The sequence below is a fragment of the Dehalococcoidia bacterium genome, from assembly GCA_025054935.1.
Classification (GTDB): Bacteria; Chloroflexota; Dehalococcoidia; order SpSt-223; family SpSt-223; genus JANWZD01.
The window spans coordinates 145,696-164,267 of sequence record JANWZD010000003.1; the positions used below are offsets into that span (position 1 = coordinate 145,696).

Annotated in this window: 19 protein-coding genes; 14 read left to right on the forward strand and 5 right to left on the reverse strand. The window is 66.4% G+C overall.

Annotated features, from left to right (window positions below):
• Nucleotides 1–2,940, reverse strand: a complete 2,940-nt coding sequence (locus NZ773_05480) for a bifunctional alpha,alpha-trehalose-phosphate synthase (UDP-forming)/trehalose-phosphatase (GenBank protein ID MCS6801375.1) — start codon at nucleotides 2,938–2,940, stop codon at nucleotides 1–3.
• Nucleotides 2,941–3,224: 284 nt separating this feature from the next.
• On the opposite strand from NZ773_05480, the gene NZ773_05485 reads away from it, so the two are divergent.
• The 9 genes from NZ773_05485 (at nucleotide 3,225) to ribH (ending at nucleotide 10,452) form a co-directional block, all read left to right on the forward strand.
• Nucleotides 3,225–3,815 (forward strand): hypothetical protein, encoded by a 591-nt coding sequence (locus NZ773_05485; protein ID MCS6801376.1) that lies wholly within the window; start codon nucleotides 3,225–3,227, stop codon nucleotides 3,813–3,815.
• A gap of 217 nt (nucleotides 3,816–4,032) precedes the next feature.
• Entirely contained in the window at nucleotides 4,033–4,605 is a 573-nt protein-coding gene (infC, locus tag NZ773_05490) for a translation initiation factor IF-3 (protein ID MCS6801377.1), read from the forward strand.
• A gap of 58 nt (nucleotides 4,606–4,663) precedes the next feature.
• Entirely contained in the window at nucleotides 4,664–4,861 is a 198-nt protein-coding gene (rpmI, locus tag NZ773_05495) for a 50S ribosomal protein L35 (protein MCS6801378.1), read from the forward strand.
• A 13-nt stretch (nucleotides 4,862–4,874) separates the two neighbouring features.
• Nucleotides 4,875–5,228 (forward strand): 50S ribosomal protein L20, encoded by a 354-nt coding sequence (gene rplT / locus NZ773_05500; protein MCS6801379.1) that lies wholly within the window; start codon nucleotides 4,875–4,877, stop codon nucleotides 5,226–5,228.
• 106 nt (nucleotides 5,229–5,334) lie between these two features.
• Entirely contained in the window at nucleotides 5,335–6,861 is a 1,527-nt protein-coding gene (locus NZ773_05505; GenBank protein ID MCS6801380.1) for an RNA methyltransferase, read from the forward strand.
• A gap of 154 nt (nucleotides 6,862–7,015) precedes the next feature.
• The gene (gene ribD, locus NZ773_05510) at nucleotides 7,016–8,140 is read left to right on the forward strand and encodes a bifunctional diaminohydroxyphosphoribosylaminopyrimidine deaminase/5-amino-6-(5-phosphoribosylamino)uracil reductase RibD (GenBank protein ID MCS6801381.1); all 1,125 of its coding nucleotides are present in this window, start codon (nucleotides 7,016–7,018) and stop codon (nucleotides 8,138–8,140) included.
• On the forward strand, nucleotides 8,133–8,741 hold the full coding sequence (locus tag NZ773_05515; protein MCS6801382.1) for a riboflavin synthase: 609 nt from the start codon (nucleotides 8,133–8,135) through the stop codon (nucleotides 8,739–8,741). Before ribD ends, NZ773_05515 begins: the two co-directional genes overlap by 8 nt.
• A 19-nt stretch (nucleotides 8,742–8,760) precedes the next feature.
• On the forward strand, nucleotides 8,761–9,960 hold the full coding sequence (locus tag NZ773_05520; GenBank protein MCS6801383.1) for a bifunctional 3,4-dihydroxy-2-butanone-4-phosphate synthase/GTP cyclohydrolase II: 1,200 nt from the start codon (nucleotides 8,761–8,763) through the stop codon (nucleotides 9,958–9,960).
• A 9-nt stretch (nucleotides 9,961–9,969) separates the two neighbouring features.
• A complete protein-coding gene (ribH, locus tag NZ773_05525; GenBank protein ID MCS6801384.1) occupies nucleotides 9,970–10,452 on the forward strand; it encodes a 6,7-dimethyl-8-ribityllumazine synthase in 483 nt (160 codons plus the stop codon).
• On the opposite strand, the gene NZ773_05530 is transcribed toward ribH, so the two are convergent.
• Complete coding sequence (locus NZ773_05530) at nucleotides 10,449–11,741, reverse strand: MFS transporter (GenBank protein MCS6801385.1); 1,293 nt, start codon at nucleotides 11,739–11,741, stop codon at nucleotides 10,449–10,451. The two genes, ribH and NZ773_05530, sit on opposite strands and share 4 nt — an antisense overlap.
• A 26-nt stretch (nucleotides 11,742–11,767) precedes the next feature.
• Between NZ773_05530 and NZ773_05535 the strand changes: the two genes are divergently transcribed.
• Together NZ773_05535 and NZ773_05540 are read left to right on the forward strand one after the other, a co-directional pair.
• A complete protein-coding gene (locus NZ773_05535; protein MCS6801386.1) occupies nucleotides 11,768–13,489 on the forward strand; it encodes a hypothetical protein in 1,722 nt (573 codons plus the stop codon).
• A 59-nt stretch (nucleotides 13,490–13,548) separates the two neighbouring features.
• Nucleotides 13,549–14,343 carry a TerC family protein gene (locus NZ773_05540; protein ID MCS6801387.1) on the forward strand — a complete coding sequence of 265 codons (795 nt, stop codon included), beginning with the start codon at nucleotides 13,549–13,551 and terminating at the stop codon, nucleotides 14,341–14,343.
• 105 nt (nucleotides 14,344–14,448) lie between these two features.
• Here NZ773_05540 and ilvB read toward each other — a convergent pair whose 3' ends face one another.
• Together ilvB and NZ773_05550 are read right to left on the reverse strand one after the other, a co-directional pair.
• Nucleotides 14,449–16,146, reverse strand: coding sequence for a biosynthetic-type acetolactate synthase large subunit (gene ilvB / locus NZ773_05545; protein ID MCS6801388.1), 1,698 nt, complete (start codon nucleotides 16,144–16,146; stop codon nucleotides 14,449–14,451).
• Nucleotides 16,147–16,482: 336 nt separating this feature from the next.
• Nucleotides 16,483–16,614 carry a hypothetical protein gene (locus tag NZ773_05550; GenBank protein MCS6801389.1) on the reverse strand — a complete coding sequence of 44 codons (132 nt, stop codon included), beginning with the start codon at nucleotides 16,612–16,614 and terminating at the stop codon, nucleotides 16,483–16,485.
• 9 nt (nucleotides 16,615–16,623) lie between these two features.
• On the opposite strand from NZ773_05550, the gene NZ773_05555 reads away from it, so the two are divergent.
• From NZ773_05555 to NZ773_05565, 3 genes are read left to right on the forward strand one after another with little or no spacing between them, the layout of a single operon-like run.
• Nucleotides 16,624–16,890 (forward strand): hypothetical protein, encoded by a 267-nt coding sequence (locus NZ773_05555; GenBank protein ID MCS6801390.1) that lies wholly within the window; start codon nucleotides 16,624–16,626, stop codon nucleotides 16,888–16,890.
• 42 nt (nucleotides 16,891–16,932) lie between these two features.
• A complete protein-coding gene (locus tag NZ773_05560; GenBank protein ID MCS6801391.1) occupies nucleotides 16,933–17,778 on the forward strand; it encodes a metal ABC transporter permease in 846 nt (281 codons plus the stop codon).
• A 32-nt stretch (nucleotides 17,779–17,810) separates the two neighbouring features.
• The gene (locus tag NZ773_05565; GenBank protein ID MCS6801392.1) at nucleotides 17,811–18,122 is read left to right on the forward strand and encodes a hypothetical protein; all 312 of its coding nucleotides are present in this window, start codon (nucleotides 17,811–17,813) and stop codon (nucleotides 18,120–18,122) included.
• Nucleotides 18,123–18,291: 169 nt separating this feature from the next.
• On the opposite strand, the gene NZ773_05570 is transcribed toward NZ773_05565, so the two are convergent.
• Nucleotides 18,292–18,522 (reverse strand): hypothetical protein, encoded by a 231-nt coding sequence (locus NZ773_05570; protein MCS6801393.1) that lies wholly within the window; start codon nucleotides 18,520–18,522, stop codon nucleotides 18,292–18,294.
• Nucleotides 18,523–18,572 lie beyond the last annotated feature (50 nt).

The window sequence follows — 18,572 nt, forward strand, 5'->3', positions numbered from 1 at the left end:
TCACTCCTCGCGCAGGGCGTAGCCGTAGCCGCGGACCGTCTGGATCACCCGCGGGTGCTGGTCGGCTTCGAGCTTCTTCCGGAGGTCTTTGATTGCGTTATCGACAAAACTGGGCTCGCCGGAGAAATCCTCGCCCCAGAGGTGCTGCGAGATCTGCTCGCGGGTGAGCACACGACGAGGGTTGCGGAGGAAAAGCCGCAACAGCTCAAACTCCCGCGGGGTCAACTTCAACAGTTCCCCGTCTCGCCGCGCCTCATGGGTTCTCGTGTCGAGGACGATGCCGAGAAACTCGAGCGTCGTCTCCGAGACGATTTGCGAGCGCCGCAGGAGGGCCCGCACGCGAGCCAGCAGTTCATCGAGGGCAAACGGCTTGACGAGGTAGTCATCGGCGCCGCGATCAAGACCCGCGATCCGGTCGGGCAGAGTGTCGCGCGCCGACAAGATGAGGATCGGGGTCATGATCCCCTTCTCCCGCAGCCGCTGGCAGACGTCAAGCCCGTTGATGCCGGGCAGCATGACATCGAGGACAATGAGATCCGGTGAGCCCTTGCTGACCGCCTCGAGCGCGGTTTCCCCATCGAGCGCGGTTGTCACTTCATAGCCTTCGAGCGCGAGCGCCCGGCGCAGGCCGCTTAGCACAGCCGGGTCATCATCGACGACAAGGATCCGCGCCGTCGGCGCCGACCGTTCGCGCGGCGTCTCGCCGTTCAGCCGCGCTTCCGGATCGGAGCGCGAGGCTTCGATCATCGTCTCAAGGAGCGCGCGCGCTTCGGTGAAGTCGCGCAGCCGGTAGGTCTCGCCTTTGAGGGCGTTGCCCACCCGAACGATGAAGGCAGAAGGCGGGAGGATCCCGAACAGCTCTTCGTCGGGCCAATCATCCCCGAGGGCGATAATAAACTCCCACTCGCCTCGGGCAAGGAAGTGCAGCCCCGCTCGTCCCTTGTGGATGCCGGCGGTCGTCACCTCGACGACCTTGTTGGCGAGCGTGACTTGGAACTGATGCTCGCTTGAGATGGCGCGCAGCTCGGCGGCGAGGTCGTTGACGACGGTCTCGGCGCGGTCAGGGTCGGCAAGGCGGTAATGCCAGACGAGCGCTCCTTCTTTCTCCTCGATGAAAGAGCCGGGTAGGCGCTCAACCGCCTTGGTCAGGATCGGGCGGACGACCTCGCGCCATTGATCGGCGAGCGGCGCCATCGCCACCCAGTCGCGGCCGCGCTCGCGGATCCAGAGGCCGTGCTCAGCGGCGAGGGCGAGGTCCAGTTCGCCGAACCAGTATTCGAGATCATGGCGGCTGCGTCCGCTCACGATCACGACTTCGTTCCGAGGATCGGCGCACAAGTTAGCGAGGATGCGCAGCAGGTCGCTGTCCGGCCACGCCCGGCCTGGCGTGTCGGCGAACGGCACGAGCGTTCCGTCGTAGTCGAGGAAAAGCAGCCGCTTTTTCGCCGCCTTGTAGGCCTCGATTAGGTCCTGGCTCGGCTGGAAATTAAAGTCGGCTGCCTGCACCTTCTCGGCTTCCTTGCGCGCCGCGATCAGCGCATTGACAAAGGCACTGCCCCAGCGGACAACGTCATTCTCCTGAATGTGGCGACGCATGTTGGCGTTGCGGATCGCCTGCTCCTCGAGCGGCATCTCGAGTGCCCGCTTGATCGCCTGCGCCACTTCCTGCTCGTCATTCGGGTTGACGATAATCGCGCCGGTCAACTCGTCTGCTGCCCCGGCCATCTCGCTCAGGATAAGAACGCCGCTGTTGTCCGGGCGGCTCGCGATGTACTCCTTCGAAACGAGGTTCATGCCGTCGCGGAGCGGGGTGATGAGCGCCACGTCGGCGACGCTGTAGAGCGCCACCAGCGCCTCGAACGGCACGCCGCGATACTGGTAGAGGATCGGCGTCCACGCGAGGGTTCCAAACTCCCCGTTGATCTGGCTGACAAGTTGCTCGATCTGAGTTTTCAGCTCGGCATATTTCGTCACGACATCCCGCGAGGGGACGACAACTAAAACGAGCACAATCTTGCCGCGCCACTCGGGATGGTTCTGGAGAAAAGCGCGATAGGCATACAGCCGATTGAGAATGCCCTTCGTATAGTCCAGCCGGTCGAGGGAAAGAATAATCTTCCGATCGCCAAGTAAGCCGAGCAGCGCCTGCCGCTCACGCTCGACGGCCGCATCTCGGGTCGCATCTTCGAACTTGCGAAAGTTGATCCCCATCGGGAACGCGCCGACAGTGACAATGCGGTTCTCGACATGGAGCCGGTTATCGACCGCCTCAATGCCGAGGATCCGTTCGACCGACTCGAGGAAATGGTCGGTATAGCTCTCGTTATGAAACCCGACGAGATCGGCGCCGAGCATCCCCTCGAGGATGGCGCGTCGCCACTCATTGGGCAGGAGGCGGAAAACGTCGACCGAGGGGAAAGGAATATGCAGGAAAAAGCCGATTGCCAGCCGCGGAAAGCGCTCCCGGAGCATCGCCGGCAGCAGCATCAGCTGGTAATCGTGGACCCACACGATATCGTCCGGCCGGATTACCTCGAGGACCGCGGTTCGGAACAGCTCGTTGATCGCTTTGTACTCCTCCCATTGCTGGTCATCGAAGGTTGCTTGGGAGGCGAAGTAGTGGAAGAGCGGCCAAATTGTCGAATTGCAGAAACCAAAGTAGAAGGAGTCGATTTGCTCTCGACTAAGAAAAACAGGATAGGCGTTAAAATCATCGCGCGCTTGCCGGCGGAGCCGTTCCCGCTCCGCCGCTCCTTCAATCGCCGCTCCCGGCCAGCCAATCCAGATATGGTCGCTGAACTCGCTCGGCGACGAGCCGAGCACTTCGAGATACGTTCGCATTCCCGAAGCCAAGCCGCCGTCGCTCGGCTGGATCGAAAACTGTCCTCGCTCTTGTTTAACGCTGAACGGAAGCCGGTTTGAGACAATAACCAGCCGCATGGATGCTCCTTCCGTTGCTCTCAGACCCCAAAGCGGTGCACACTCCAAGGATACCGCCTTGAAGTGCTTGCCGAACAACTGGCGCAGAAACTGCGAGGATGAGGGAGGATGAGGAGAGAGCGCGCGAGAGTCGCCCGGGCCCGATGCCGATTGCATCGGCGCACGGCCAGAAGCGCCTATCCCCTTGCGCTTCTCCGCTCGCGGCGACGAGGCGGCGCGCGCTTCGCTCCTGCAGCGCGCCGGACGCCTGACCGGCGCTCGTCACGCGGGGAGGCGGGGGTGCCGTGCGCGTGATCTTCCAGTCCGGGAGCGCAGGGTGGCTCCTCGCCGGGGCGGTTACGGTCCTCATCACCGCGGGGATGGCTGTCGGTGCCGCTGCTGTCGAGGCGCGGCCTGCGGGGGTGACGGTTCCAGGGCTCTGGCAAGGGGAGGGATGCTTCTGCCATGGAGAGCCATACCCCGGGACCGTGATCCTCTCCTCGGCGATCGAGGCGCCCCCGACCGTGACGGCGGGAACGACAGTCTCGGTCACGCTCTCGCTAACGGGCACCTCCGACCAGCAGGGGCCGCTTGGGCTTGGCGGGGGGTTCAATCTCTCCGCCAGCCGCGGGCTCCTTGCGCCCGGGCCGACCGCGCGCTACGTTGCTGACAGCATGGAACTAACCCACCTCACTCGGACCGCGACAAGCTGGACGGTGCACTGGACCGCGCCGCCGACGAACGGCCCAGCGCAGCTGACCGCAGCGCTTCTCCTCGCTAATGGAGACGGCAAGACGAGCTTCGACAGTTGGACGATCATCAGCCGCACCGTTCAGGTGGTCGGCGGCGTCGAACTGCGCTTCGTTCCCGTTGCCGCCCTCGCGGCCGTGCCGTGAGCATGACGTCAGCGCGGCGACGGACTGGGGCGCGCAATCAGACGCCGCTCTGGGGCAGAGATAGCGCCGGCTTCCCTCGTGAGCGGCCAAGCGTTGACGCCTAGACAGAGCTGTGGTATCGTACCAGCGGCGGATCCGATTTCCGCTATCCTGTGTTTTCCTCGGTAGCCGGGAGCTCCGCGAGGAAGAGAGGGGATCATCAGAGAGGTGGTTCGACATTAATCGAGAACTGCGAATCAATGAGCGGATACGTGCTCGCGAGGTCCGGCTCATTGGCGAAAACGGCGAACAGCTCGGGATCTACCCGCTGCTGCAGGCCCTCCAGTATGCTCGAGATCGCGGCCTCGACCTCGTCGAGGTCGCTCCGACAGCGGTTCCCCCCGTCTGTCGGTTGATGGAATACACGAAGTGGAAGTTCGAGCAGTCGAAGAAAGAGCGGGAGGCCCGGAAACATCAGAAGCAGGTCCTCGTCAAAGAGATTCGTTTCCGGCCGAAAATCAGCGAGCATGATGTCGATTTCAAGGTGAAGCAGATCCTGCGGTTCCTCAGCGAAGGGGACAAGGTCAAAGTGAATGTGCTGTTCCGCGGGCGTGAAGCGGCGCATCCGCAGATCGCGAAGCAGCTTCTCGACAGTGTGCTGGCAAAAGTGAAGCCGTATGCGGCCGTCGAAAAGCCTCCCGTCTTTGAAGGGCGCTCGATGTCAATGACCTTGGCGCCAACTTCTCAAGCGGCACAAGCGGTCGCGCCGCGCGTTCCTGCCCGCGACCCCCGCGAACCGGCCAAGAGTTAACTCGCCCCTCTCGGGCACCACGAACGTGAAACCGGCGCCGTGCGCTAGGGAGAACGTCATGCCAAAGATGAAGACCCATAAGGGTGCCGCCCGTCGCTTCAAGATCACGGGCTCGGGCAAGATCCTGCGCGTCCATGGCGGCAAGAGCCACCTGCGTCGAAAAAAGGCCGCCCGGGTCAAGGCACTGTTCGACAAAATGATCCCGACGTCGCCAGCGGACGCAAAGCGAATCCGAAAGCTCCTGCCGTACGCATGAGAGGAGTGCCGTCATGACCCGAGTGAAACGTGGCGTCACCGCTCGGCGGCGCCACAAGAAGGTCATCTCCCAGACCGCCGGCCATCGAGGCGGCCGCCATAAGCTCTTCCGCCAAGCAAATGAGTCGCTCATCCATGCTCTCGCCTATGCCTACCGCGACCGCCGAGCGCGGAAGCGCGATTTTCGCCGCTTGTGGATCCTGCGGATCAACGCGGCCGCGCGGCTTCATGGCCTCAGCTACAGCCAATTCATCGCCGCCCTGAAACGGGCCCAGATCGCGATCGATCGCAAGATGCTGGCGGACCTCGCCGTCTCTGACCCCTCGGCGTTCAGCGCTATCGTCAAGACTGCGCTCGCGTCAGCGTAGCGCTCAGGAGATCCTCATGCCGCGCGCCAAACGGACCGCCGCTGACGAACCAGTGAGCCTCCCAGTGGAGGCGCCTTCGGCTCTTAACGGCGCCGCGTCTGCTGTGGTGACGGAGCCACCCGAGGGCGCGCCGCCGCTGCCTGCCGAGGAGGACGCCCCGGCCGTCTTCGCGGCCGAGGAAGTCGGCGCGGCGGCGCCAGCACCCGCTCCCCAGAAGCGCTCGCGATCACGACGCGCCGCTCCAGAGATGCCGGCGGCCCCCGAAGCCGCTCCTGCCGCTGAAGCGCCCGTCTCGGAGGTCGCGCCAAAATCGCGCTCGCGGAAACGCCGCGCTGAGGCTGCGGAGACCGCTGCGCCTCCGCCTCGTGAGGAGAGTGCCGCGCCGACAGACGTGCCGCCGCTCAGTGCCGTGGGCGACCTCGCGGCGGCACCCGAGCGCATCGACACCGCGCCGCCGGCGCCCGACCTAGGAGCCGCCGCTGCAGAGCGAAGCGCGCGCCCTGTTGCCCGCCCGTCTGAGAAGGAGCCGATCGCAAGCCTCGAGAACGAGCGCGTCCGGATGGTGCGCAGTCTTCACGAGAAGCGCCACCGCGATGAGCTCGGCGCGTTCCTCATCGAGGGAGTGCGGCTCGTTGAAGAGGCGCTCAGCGCCGGCGCCGACATCCCGCTCGTGCTCTACGACCCGGAGGCAGTTTCCCGGAACAGCCGCGCTCGCCAGTTGATCGACGCCCTCGGCGACGTGGCGATCCCGGTCACCGACCGGGTCTTGCGCAGTGTCGCCGACACCCAAACCCCGCAAGGCATCGTGGGCATGGTCCGCGTGCCGGAGCCGGCCGAAGCTGCGCCAACTGGCCGCCTCGTGCTTGTCCTCGACGCCGTCCAAGACCCCGGCAATGTCGGAACGATCTTGCGCGCCGCCGTTGCCAGCGGGGTCAATGCGGTGATTATCGGCCCCGACTGCGCCGATGTCTACAGCCCCAAGGTCGTGCGCGCAGCGATGGGCGCCCACTTCCATCTCGATCTCTTCACCGGGCTCGATTGGCCGCAGATCGATCGGATGACGGCCGGCCGGCAACGGCTCGTCGGTGCGCCGGTCGGCGGACGGGTCTACTATCAAGTTGATTGGACGCGCCCAACAGCGCTGATCATCTCCAACGAAGCCGCGGGGCCGAGCCTTGGCGCGTTGCGGCTCGCCGGCGGACCCGGCAACGGAAAAGTGTCGATCCCGATTGTCGGCGCAGCCGACTCGCTCAATGCTGCCGTTGCGGCAGGGGTCCTCTTGTTCGAGGCGTCACGCCAAGTGAGCGAGCGGCGCGGTCAGCAGGAGCGCGGCGCGCGGCACGATCGCGGCCAGCGGCCGAACCTCGGCCGCAATACCCCGTTCCGCGACGGCCCGCCCCAGCGCGATGGCGGGTGGCGTCCCGGCTTCGATCGGCACAGCGGCGGCCGGCCGTTCGGCGGAGGCCAAGGCAGCCGACCCTATCCCGCTGGCGGGGCACCGCGCCGACCAAGCGATTTTGACGACGAGCCGCCGTTCCGCGGCGGGCCGCCGCGCGGAGGACGGCCGGGCGGAGGCGGGCGCCCTTCGAATCCTCGGCCGCCCTATCGAGGCGGCGGCGGGCGCGACCGCTAGGCGCGCCGCAACAGATGTGGCGACCTTCCTCCTCCGCGATCGACCAGTGGTCCTATTCGCCGCAGGGATACGTGTGCTCTCGCGCGCCTGAGCGCTCACATCCACATGCCATTGCTGCCCTCACGAGGGCGGCTGCCAGACGGGTGAGCGAGTGATGACTGAGCGAGCAGACGAGCTGATGGGAGAGGCGCTCCGGCTCGCTCGGCGCGCTCGCGGTCGCAGCAGTCCCAACCCGCCAGTCGGCGCCGTCGTTGTCCGCGACGGGACGATCGTAGGGCGCGGCTGGACCCAGCCTGCCGGCTCAGCTCACGCTGAGGTTATTGCTCTTCGCGAGGCGGGGGAACGCGCTCGGGGGGCCACCCTCTTTGTCACGCTCGAACCGTGCTGTCATCACGGGCGCACGCCTCCCTGCACCGACGCGATCGTGGCGGCGGGGATCGCCGCGGTCGAAGCGAGCATCCTCGATCCGAACCCGCGGGTTTCCGGCCAGGGAGTGGCGACCCTGCGCGCGGCCGGGGTCGAGGTGCGGCTCGGTCGGCGCGCCGCCGAGGCGCGCGAGGAGATCCGCGGGTTTCGCGTCTGGATCCGCACAGGCCGTCCTTTCGTCGCGGCGAAGTTCGCGGCCAGCCTCGACGGCAAGATCGCTGCTCGTCCCGGTCGACACGAGTGGATTAGCAGCGAAGCGTCCCGCGCCCATGCGCACAACGTGCGCGCCATGCTCGATGCGATCGTCATCGGCATCGGCACCGCCCTTGCCGACGACCCGCAGCTGACCGCGCGGCCCGGCGGTCGCTTTCCCGACGATGGGCATCAGCCGCTGCGCGTCGTTGTCGACAGTCACCTGCGCCTTCCTCCCACGGCTGCCCTGCTGCGGCAGCCCGGCGCGACGGTCGTTGCCCACCGTGCCGATGCTCCCCCGGAGCGGGCCGCGGCCTTGCGTGCAGCGGGCGCCGAACTGCTGGCGCTTCCCGACTGGCAGGGCAAAGTCGATCTCCGCGCCCTCATCGACGAACTGGGACGGCGGGGGATGCTGGAAGTGCTTCTCGAAGGGGGCGGCGCCCTGCTTGGTTCGGCCTACGAACTCGGTCTCGTCGATTTCCAGTATGCCTATCTCGCGCCCGTCATTCTCGGCGGGGTTGATGCTGTACCGGCGGTTGGCGGACGCGGCGTGGAAAGCGTCGGAGCGGGGTGGCGGCTCGTCAACCCGACAGTCGAGCGGCTTGGGAGTGATATCCTAGTGTCAGGCTGGATCGCCGGGCGGGAGACTGCCGATGTTTAGCGGGATCGTCGAAGAGCTTGGTACCGTCAGGGCGCGGACGGAGGATTCCCTCGTCATCCGTGCCAGCACAGTCCTCGAGGACATGCGGGTCGGCGACAGTATTGCCGTCAACGGCGCTTGTCTCACTGTCGTCGCCTTCGGCGCGGACTGGTTTCGTGTCGAGGTCGTGCCGGAAACCTGGGGACGAACCAACCTCGGCGACTGCTCGGTTGGCGACCCGGTCAACCTTGAGCGGTCGCTGCGCGCCGATGGCCGGATCGGCGGACACTTCGTCCAAGGCCATGTCGATGGCACTGCCGCGCTTGAAGCGCTGACCCCCCGCGGGAACGAGGTAGTAGCGCGTTTCGGTGTGGCGCCCGCCATTTCGCGCTATATTGTCAATAAAGGGTTTATCGCCTTAGATGGCGTGTCGCTTACGGTCGTTGAAACAGGCGCCGACTGGTTTACAATCGCGCTCATCCCGCACACGCGGGCAGTCACGACGCTCGGCGTTCGTCGGCCCGGCGACCGGGTGAATGTCGAGGTTGATATCGTCGGCAAGTACGTCGAGCGGTTCGTTGCAGAGCGCATCGGCAGCTTGCCGTCTGCGGCCGGTGTCTAGAGTCGGAGGGGAGCGCAGCGTGCCGCTCGCAACGATTCAAGAGGCGATCGAAGAATACCGTCGCGGCAAGTTTGTCATCATCGTCGATGATGAGGACCGCGAGAACGAGGGCGATCTCTGCATCGCGGCCCAGTTTTGCGACAAAAACGCGATCAACTTCATGGCTACCTACGGCCGCGGACTGATCTGCGTGCCGATGAAGGGGGAACGGCTCGACGAACTGAAGATCCCGCTGATGGTCACCGACAACTCGTCTCGCTTTGGGACCGCCTTCACCGTGACCGTCGAGGCGAAGCGCGGCGTGACCACGGGCATTTCGGCCGCCGACCGCGCGACGACGATCCGCACCCTGATCGACCCGATGACCCGGCCGGAAGACCTCGCTCGGCCCGGCCATGTCCAGCCGCTGCGCTACGCCGAGGGCGGGGTGCTCCGGCGCGCCGGACAGACTGAGGCGTCGATCGACCTCGCCATCCTCGCTGGGCTGTATCCGGCGGCGGTCATCTGCGAGATCATGCGCGACGACGGCGAGATGGCGCGCATGCCCGATCTCGAACTGTTCGCCGAACGCCATGGGTTGAAGATCATCTCCGTCGCCCAGCTGATCCGCTACCGCCGCCAGTATGAGAAGCTCGTTCGCCGCGTCGCCGACGAAGTCCAAATGCCGACCCAATACGGCACCTTCCGGGCGATCACGTACGAGAGCATTCTTGACGGCGAGCATCATGTCGCCCTCGTGAAAGGCGATATCACGACACCGGAGCCGGTGCTGGTTCGCGTTCACTCTGAATGCTTGACGGGGGATGTCTTCGGGTCGCTCCGCTGCGACTGCGGCGAGCAGTGGCAGCTGGCGCTCCGCCTGATCGAGGCAGCCGGTCGGGGCGTCGCAATCTACCTCCGCGGCCAAGAAGGACGCGGGATCGGTCTCCATAACAAGATGCAGGCGTATGCCCTGCAGGACCGCGGGCTTGACACCGTGGAGGCAAATCTGCAGCTGGGGTTTGCCCCGGACCTACGCGATTACGGGATCGGCGCCTCGATCCTCGCCGACCTCGGCGTGCGCGATATCAACCTCTTGACGAACAACCCGCGGAAGGTCGCTGGCATCGAAGGGTTCAACCTGCGCATTGTCGACCGAACGCCGCTTCTCGTCGCGGCGAATCCGTACAACGAGCGGTATCTCAAGACGAAGAAGGAAAAACTGCAGCACATTATGTAGGAGGCCAGCGTGGGCGCAGTCTTCTCTGGCGGTCCCGATGGCGCTGGCCTGCGGATCGCGATCGCGGTCGCGCGCTACAACGAGTTGGTGACGAAAGCGCTGCTCGCCGGGGCGCGCGAGGGCTTGGAACGTCACGGCGTCAACCCCGACGACATCGACATTGCGTGGGTGCCCGGCTCATTTGAGCTCCCCCTCGCTGCCGACCGGCTCGCGCGTACTGAGCGCTACGACGCGGTGATCTGTCTCGGCGCCGTCATCCGCGGCGAAACCGCCCATTTCGACTACGTGGCGGGCGGCGCCGCCACGGGCATCGGTCGGGTGGCGCTCGACAGCGGCCGGCCGATTATCTTCGGCGTGCTGACGGTCGACACGCTCGACCAAGCGCTCGCCCGCGCCGGCGGTCATGTCGGCAACAAAGGCTATGAGGCTGCGCTTGCCGCGATCGAGATGGTCAACGTGCTGCGGGCGATCGACGCCGAAGCGGCGCGTTAGCGCGGCCGCCGGTCTTCCAGGACGGCGCCGGCGACGAGCGCGCCGACCAGGGGAACGCTGGCCGCAGCATACCAGCCGGCGGTGATGCCGAAGGCCGGAACGATGGCGGCGAGAACGAACGAGCCCGCCGAGACGCCGATGTCGAACCCCATCGACGAGGTGCTCAGCGCGGCGCCGCGCTCGTGGGCGGGCGCCTGGTCGGCCGTCCAAGCAGCGATGCCGTTCCGTGCCCCTGCTTGAGAGAAGCCGGAGAGCACGCCGGCGAGGAGGAGGACGGCGGCATTCGGCGCAACCGCGAGCAGTCCCATCCCTGCGCTCGCGCCGATCATTCCCGCCGTAACGACCGGCCGTCGGCCAAGCCGGTCGGCGAGGCGCCCGAGGGTCAGGCCGGCAGCGAGCGCCCCGAGCGCTTGGCACGTGAAATAGAGCCCGACGTTGCTCAGCCCTTTGCTTGGAGCGGAGAACGGCAGGTACGTGAGGACGCTGGCGAACGGCACGGTCAGCCCAACCATCAGCAGCATCGGCGCCAGCGCCTTGCGGTAGACTAGGCGGTGCCAGCGAAGCGGCTGCCACCCGCCGTGTCGCGGCGGCGCTGGCGCGAGGAGAGTCAGGAGCGCTCCGACGGCGGCGGTCAGCAGCAGGAACAGAAAGAGCGCCGCGAAGTTGTAGCCGCCGAACGCTGCGAGGTCGGGCCACCAGAAGGCGAGCGACGACATAGGATTGGGCGCCGACCAGAGCAGGATCGCGAAGCCGAGCGTCGGGCCGATCGAGGTGGCGGTCGTCTGGACCGCGTTCAAGTAGCCAAGAAACTCAGCGCGACGGCGCCCCGGCGCGATGTCCGAGACGTAGGTGGTGACGGCAGCGTTCATCACGCCGACGTTCATTCCTTGCACGGCGCGGAAGAGCCCGAGCTGGAACAGCTGGGCAGCAAAGCCGTAGCCTGCGGCGACGCCGGCGACAGAGAGCAGGGCGGTCGCCATCATCTGGCGGCGCCCCCACGCATCGATCAGCCAGCCAGTGAGAGGACGGAACGCGATCGAGACGATGCCGATCATGCCAATGATGAGGGCGATGTCGGCGTCGCTTGCCCCGCGCAGCGAGAGATAGATCGGCAGGGTTGGGAAGGTCGCGGTGTGGACGAGCATGAAGCAGCCGGCGCCGCCCGCTGCCAAAGCGATGGCGCGCGCGACCTCGCGGCCGCTCCGCTCCGGCGGCGTCGTTGGCGTCGCGATGCGGCCGGAGGCGACGTCGGCAGTCGCCGCGCTGGGCGAGGGGTGCTCGTCGGTCATCGGACGCATCCTACAATCTTCCCGTCATGGATGCGATCCGAGACCGGGCTGAACAGCTGCTGCGCTCCGCTGGGGGGTGGCTCTCCGACGATGCCTTAACGCGCGCCCTCTTCGGCGGCAGCGGGCCGGCATGGCAGCAACTGCTCCTGCGCGTGCTCGACGCGCCGCGATTTGTTCGGACGCCTCTTCCCGATGCCGGCTGGCGGCTCGGGGAAGGAGCGGCCGACGAGGGCACGGTCGCGGTCGCGATCGAGACGACCGGCCAGGATCCGGCACGGGCGGCGCTCGTGCAGATCGCGGCGTGCCGGATCGTCGATGGGCAGCCGGGACCCTGCTTCCATGCGCTCGTTCTGCCGCCGCGCCGGCTTCCGGACTGGCTCGCCGGGCGGCTCGGCGTTGACCCGACAGCTGTCGACGACGCGCTGCCGCTCGGCGTGGCGCTCGAACGTCTCGCCGAGTTTGTCGGCGGCGCCGCCCTTGTCGCCTGGGATGCCGGCTGGACCCTGCGCTTTCTGAACGCGCAGTGCCAAGCAGCAGGGCGTCCGCTCTTCACCAATCGCGCGCATGACCTGCTCCTCGCTGCCGCTGCGCTGACGGGCGAGGAGAAGCCGGCGCTCGCCCGCGTCGCGGCACGGCTTGGCATTCCTCTCGGACGCCGGCATCGCGGGGCCGCCGACGCTGTGCTGGTCGCCCAGCTTGCCTTGCGGCTCGCGGCAGTCGCGCCGCGCCGCAGCCCTGACCGGCTGCTGGAGATGGCCCGCGCGATGCCGGACGCTCCTGGCGTCTACTGCTTCCGAGGTGGCGGCGGCGAGCTCTTATACGTGGGGAAGGCGAAGCGGCTTCGCCGCCGCGTGCTCTCGTATCTGACGCAGCCGGTCGACCGGGAGCGGGATCTCAGCGGGCTTCGCCTCCTGACCGCCGCAATCGAGTGGGAAGCGATGCCCGACGACCTCGCCGCCGCTCTGCGTGAGATGGAGCTGATCGCGGCAGCTCGGCCGCGCTTCAACACCCAGCGCCGCGTTGTGCCGGGCCGGGTGTGGGTCGAGGCGGCGCTCCACGAGCCGTTCCCGCGGCTGCGGCGCGTTGCCGAGCCGGGCCCCGCCCGCTTCGGCCCCTACCCCAGCGCGGCGCACGCCGAGCGCGCGGCGCGGCTGGCGGCGAGCATCTTTCGCTTACGGACCTGTGCGCGCAAGATCGGCGTCCCGCGCCGGACGAAGCCGCGCCCGCCCTGTCGGCTGCTGGAGCAGGGACGCTGCCTCGGCCCCTGCACCGGAACGGTTCCGGCGGATGCCTACGCTCGCCTCGTCACGGCGGCGGCGCAGTATCTTTCCGGAGAGGTCGGCGTGGCTCTTCGCGAACTGCAGGCACGTCTTGCTGCCGCAGCGGCGCGCGGCGACCGCGCCGAAAGCGACTGGCTGCGCGGCCTCTTCCGGATGCTGCTGGCTCGCTCGAATGGCGAGCGCCGCGACTGCTCTTCCCCTCCGGCGAATGTGGCGGTTCTCCTCCCCGCCGCCGCGCCGGAGCGCGCCTACGTTGTCGTTGACGGCATGCTCCGCTGGCACGGCCCGCTCGCCGCGCTCTCTGCGGAGGCGCTCGCCGACGTCCTACCAGATGAAGCGGCGCATCGCGGAGGGATCATCGTCCGCCGCTGGCTTGCAGCGCACCGGGGAGAGGCGCTCCTCGCCGACCTCCCGCCCGCCGCCACGCCCGCGGCGATCGTGGAGCGAATCCGGTCGGTTCTTGCATAGCGCCGGGTGCCCGAGGCGCGGTATCGTCCCGCGGACGCCTACTCTGGAGACGCTGAAACGTGGACTGGATCGTCAATCCGGACAGCTGGATCGCCCTCGTCACGCTGACGGCATTGGAAGTCGTTCTCGGCATCGACAACATCATCTTCATCTCTATTCTGGTCAGCAAGCTGCCGCCTCACCAGCAGGCGACCGCCCGACGGCTTGGCCTCGGGGCAGCCCTCGGCATGCGTATCGCGCTGTTGCTCTCGCTCTCGTGGGTCATAGGGCTGACCGCGCCGCTGTTCTCGGTGCTGAGCCATCCAGTCTCCGGCCGGGACCTGATCCTGATCGGCGGGGGGCTCTTTCTGCTCGCGAAGGCGACATTCGAAATTCATGAACGGCTCGAAGGCCCTGGTGAACATGGGCGCGCTGCGATGGCCGCCTCATTCGCCGGCGTGATCGTCCAGATCATGCTGCTCGATATCGTCTTCTCCCTCGACTCCGTAATCACGGCGGTCGGGATGGCGAACGAGATCGCCGTTATGGTCGCCGCAGTCGTCATCGCGGTGGCGATCATGCTCATTTCGGCTGATGCGGTCAGCCGCTTTGTCAATCGGCATCCTACCGTGAAGATGCTGGCGCTCGCCTTTCTCCTGCTGATAGGGATGAGCCTCGTTGCCGAAGGGCTGCACTTCCATATCCCGAAAGGCTATATCTACTTCGCAATCGCCTTCTCGGTGTTCGTCGAGATCCTCAATCTCCGCGCTGGACGCAAGCGCGTGGAGGAGCCGGTCCACCTGCGGCAGCCGTATCTTCGCGAGGTGCTGCCGGCAGGAAGGGCCGACGCGCCTGTCTCTGAGCTGCCGAAGTAGCCGCTGGGGCGGTTCTGCTCGCGCGCGAGCGCAGCCGCGCTGTGGCACAAAAAGCGGCCTGCTCCGACAATCCGAAGCAGGCCGCACAGGGCGGAGCACGGGTCGTTAGACGCGAGCGAGCGAGCGCTCAAGGCGCGGGTCTTTGATCGTTTCGGAGAGCGCCGCGCCAGGAGGCACCATCGGGTAGCAGTTTTCTTCTGCTTCGACGAGGAAGTGCACGAGCGCTGGGCCGTCGTGCGCCATCGCGGCGCGCAGCACATCCTCGACCTCATCGACCCGGTCGGTGCGGAAGCCGGGGATGCCGTACGCCTCCGCGAGCTTGACGTAGTCGGGGCCGATCATGGCCACCTGCGAATAGCGATTGTCGTGGAACAGCTCTTGCCACTGGCGCACCATGCCGAGATAGCCGTTGTCCACGATCGCAATCTTGACCGGGATGTTCTCTTGGACACAGGTCGCCAGTTCTTGGAGCGTCATCTGGAAACCGCCATCCCCTTCGACCGCCCAGACCATCGCGTCCGGCTCCGCCAGCTTAGCGCCCATCGCGGCGGGCAGAGCGAAGCCCATCGTCCCCAGCCCGCCCGAGGTGATCAGCCGGTTCGGGTGGTCATACCAGAAGAACTGCGCCTGCCACATCTGGTGCTGGCCGACCCCTGTGGCGATATAGGCTTCGCCGTTTGTCACCTCGTAGAGCGCGCGCGCAACGTGCTGCGGCATCAGCCGACCCGTGTTCGGGATCTCGAGCGAGGGATGCTCTCGCTTCAATTCATCGAGCCGCGCCAGCCACTCGGGGTGCTGCGCCGGCTGAATGAGAGGGAGGAGCTGGCGGAGGACCCGCTTCGCGTCGCCCGTGATAGGAGCAGTGATCTTGACATTTTTATTGACTTCGCTCGGGTCGATGTCGATATGGATCAGCTTCGCCTGCGGCGCGAAGTCAACGAAGCGGCCCAGCGCCCGGTCGTCCCATCGCTGGCCGATTCCGATAATGACGTCGGCCTCGCCCATCCCGTAGTTCACCCAGGCCATGCCGTGCATTCCCATCATGCCGAGGAAGAGGGGATGGGTGCCGGGAAAGCTCGAAATGCCGAGCAGCGTATTGACCACCGGAATTTGGGCCTTTTCTGCCAACTCGCGCAGCTCGGCGTAGGCGCGTGAGAGGATGACGCCATGGCCGGCGATGATGACAGGACGCTTCGCTTCGTTGATCAGTTTTGCGGCCCGCTTGACCGCTTCAGGGTCGCCTTCCAGCTGCGGCTCGTACCAAGGGAGCGAAACGCTCGTGGGATACTGAAACTCGGCCAGTTCGAGCTGAACATCTTTCGGGATATCGATATGAACGACGCCCGGCCGGCCGCTGCGAGCGAGGTAGAACGCTTCGGCGAAGATCGGCGCCAGCTCTGCTGCCGAGCGCACCAGATAGTTGTGCTTGACAATCGGCAGCGTGACGCCGGTGATATCGCACTCTTGGAAGGCGTCGCGGCCGATGAAATGCCGAGCGACTTGGCCCGTGATCGCGATCATCGGCACTGAGTCCATCTGCGCATTGCACAGCCCGGTCACGAGGTTGGTCGCTCCAGGGCCTGAGGTGCCGATGCAGACGCCGACGTCGCCCTTCACGCGGGCGTAGCCGTCGGCCATGTGAGCTGCGCACTGCTCGTGGCGGACGAGAATATGGCGCAGTTGAGGATAGTCGGGCATGACGTGGTAGATCGGCAGGACCGCACCGCCTGGATACCCGAAGATCGTCGTCACGCCCTCGCGCACCAGGGCTTCCATAATGATTTGCGCACCGCTCAATCGCATGGCTCGCCTCCTTTTTTGGGCGCCGCTTGCGCCCTTCAGCTTCGGCAGTCATTGCCGGTCGGAGAGCTCGCCATTGAGCTCAGAATCAAAAACGTCTCGTCCGGCAAGGGACGAGACGTTCCAGTCCCGCGGTACCACCCTACTTGCCCACCAGCGTGGGCCACTCTCCCGAAGCGCACGCGCTTCGCGTCCCGCTAACGGGGGACGAGCCGGCCGCGTCTACTGGGCAGATGCCGTTCGGGCGGCAGCTCAGGAGCGACGTTCACCGAGCGCCTCGCACCCGCTTCCACCACACCGGGCTCGCTTTCCGAGGCGGCTCGATTACTCCTCTCCGTCTCAGCCGTTCGCCAATAACTGTACACGAACGGCGACCGCTTTGGCAATCGTTCTCAAGGGCGGCGTGGCCACGTCGCTCAGCCCGCCCTGCCGGCGCTCCATCTCGACAGCGAGAATGATACTGAATATCATTATCGAGAAATGGAGTGGTGGCTGATGAACGCTCGTCTGCTCTCTGGATGTCTTCTCCTCGTCGGGGTGATAGGCGCGGTCAGCTGCGCCGCGCCGACCCAGCCCGGCGCGGCGGCGGTCGGAATGCCGGGCGCCGGGCCTGACTGTCCGGCGGCGCCGCTGAATGTCGTGGCGACGGCAAACCAGTACGGCAGCCTCGCCTTGCAGCTTGGCGGCGCTTGCGTCCGCGTATTCAACGTCATCAGCGGCGCTGATATCGATCCTCACGACTACTAGGCGGATGCCGCTGCTGCCCGCGCCTACCAGAGCGCCCACGTCATTCTTCACAGCGGTGACGGCTGGAAAGTCGGCTATTTCGTCGTGCTGCGCCAACTCTCGTTTGCGGCGCATGCGCTCGCTCACATCGGGTTCAGCGGCGCGACCGGCGCGGTCTGGCTGGGGACGAACCTCGTTGCGGGCATGGTTCTTTTTACGGTGGCCGCCGCGGTTGGGATCGGCTTCCTCGGCGAGCGGCTGCGCGGCCGCGATGTCGCTATCGGCACCGTGCTCGCCTTCACCACCGGTCTCGGCTATCTCTTCCTCAGCCAGACGACCAAACTCGCCGGCCACGCCACAAGCATCCTGTTCGGCGATCTGCTCGCGATCTCGCCCGAGGCGGTGGGGATCACCGCGCTGCTCGGGGCAGGGTGCCTCCTCGCGCTCGGCATCGCCTATCGTCCGCTGTTGTTCGCCTCCATCGCGCCTGACGTTGCAGAGACGCGCGGCGTGCCGGTCCGCTTCTTGGGGGTCGGCTTTTTCGTTCTGCTTGCGCTCACCGTTTCGACAGCCGTGCAGGTGGTGGGCGTCCTCCTCATCTTCGCGCTGCTCGTCACCCCAGCCGCGACTGCGCAGCGGCTGACTGCTTGTCCCGGCCGCGCGATCGCGCTTTCGCTCCTCTTTGCCGTGGGAAGTGTCTGGACCGGCTTGACACTTGCCTTTCTCGTTCCTTGGCCACCCAGCTTCTTCATAACGGCCGTCTCTTCTCTGATCTCCCTCACGGCCGTCTGCTGCGTGCCTCCCGTCGGGGCAGTTGCCTCACGGTCGCGCCGACAGCAAGCCGGGCGGGGACCGCGCTTTCTCCTGCCTCTGCGGCGCTCGGAGCGCCCGACCTCGCGCTTGGGCTAGACTGAGGTTCACTTCCCTGAGGGAGCGAATGCATGAGGTTCGACCGGTATCACGAGCCGCCGCAGGAGCTGCCGGCAGAGGCGCGGACATTCACGCGGATGATCGCGTCGCTGATCGAAGAAGCTGAGGCGATCAGCTGGTACGAGCAGCGGATTGCTGTCGAACAGGATCCCGTCGCGCGCGCGATCATGGCTGACGCGCAGCATGAGGAATTCAAGCACTTCGGCATGGAACTGGAATTTCTGCTCCGCCGCAAGCCTGCTTGGCGGGCGATGCTGCAGCGGATCCTCTTCACTGAGGGGAGCATCGTCAAGGCGGGGGAAGAAGCGGAAGACCTCGGCTAGCCGCGAGGCGCAGCGCAAGCCCCTGCTCGGTGTGACGCTCCTGGCGAGCGAAAAGAGGCGGCGCTCGGGTCACTCTCGTTTGATGGCCACGGCGAGCGCCGCGGAGGCGGGGGGACGGCGCGCGACCGCTGACGCGCTGCTATGGTCCTGCCGCGAGCGCGCGGAAGCGCTACTGCGCCGAGAGGGGCTCCTGCTCGCTGACGCGCTGCTTGGGAAGATAGCGCCCGGGCGTCCGCTTCAGCGGCGTGATCCCGGCGCTGCTCGGCTTTCGGCCGGCAGTGCGGAACAGCCCGAGGACAAACGGCGCAAAAAAGGCGAGCAGAAATGGCACCGGACAGTTGCCCATTGTTTCCTCCGCTGCCGCGAGCCAGCGCTGTGCTGTCGCGGCGACCTGCATCATGTTAACCGACTGCGAACGGGACGATCATCCCCTCATTACGTCCGCTCGGT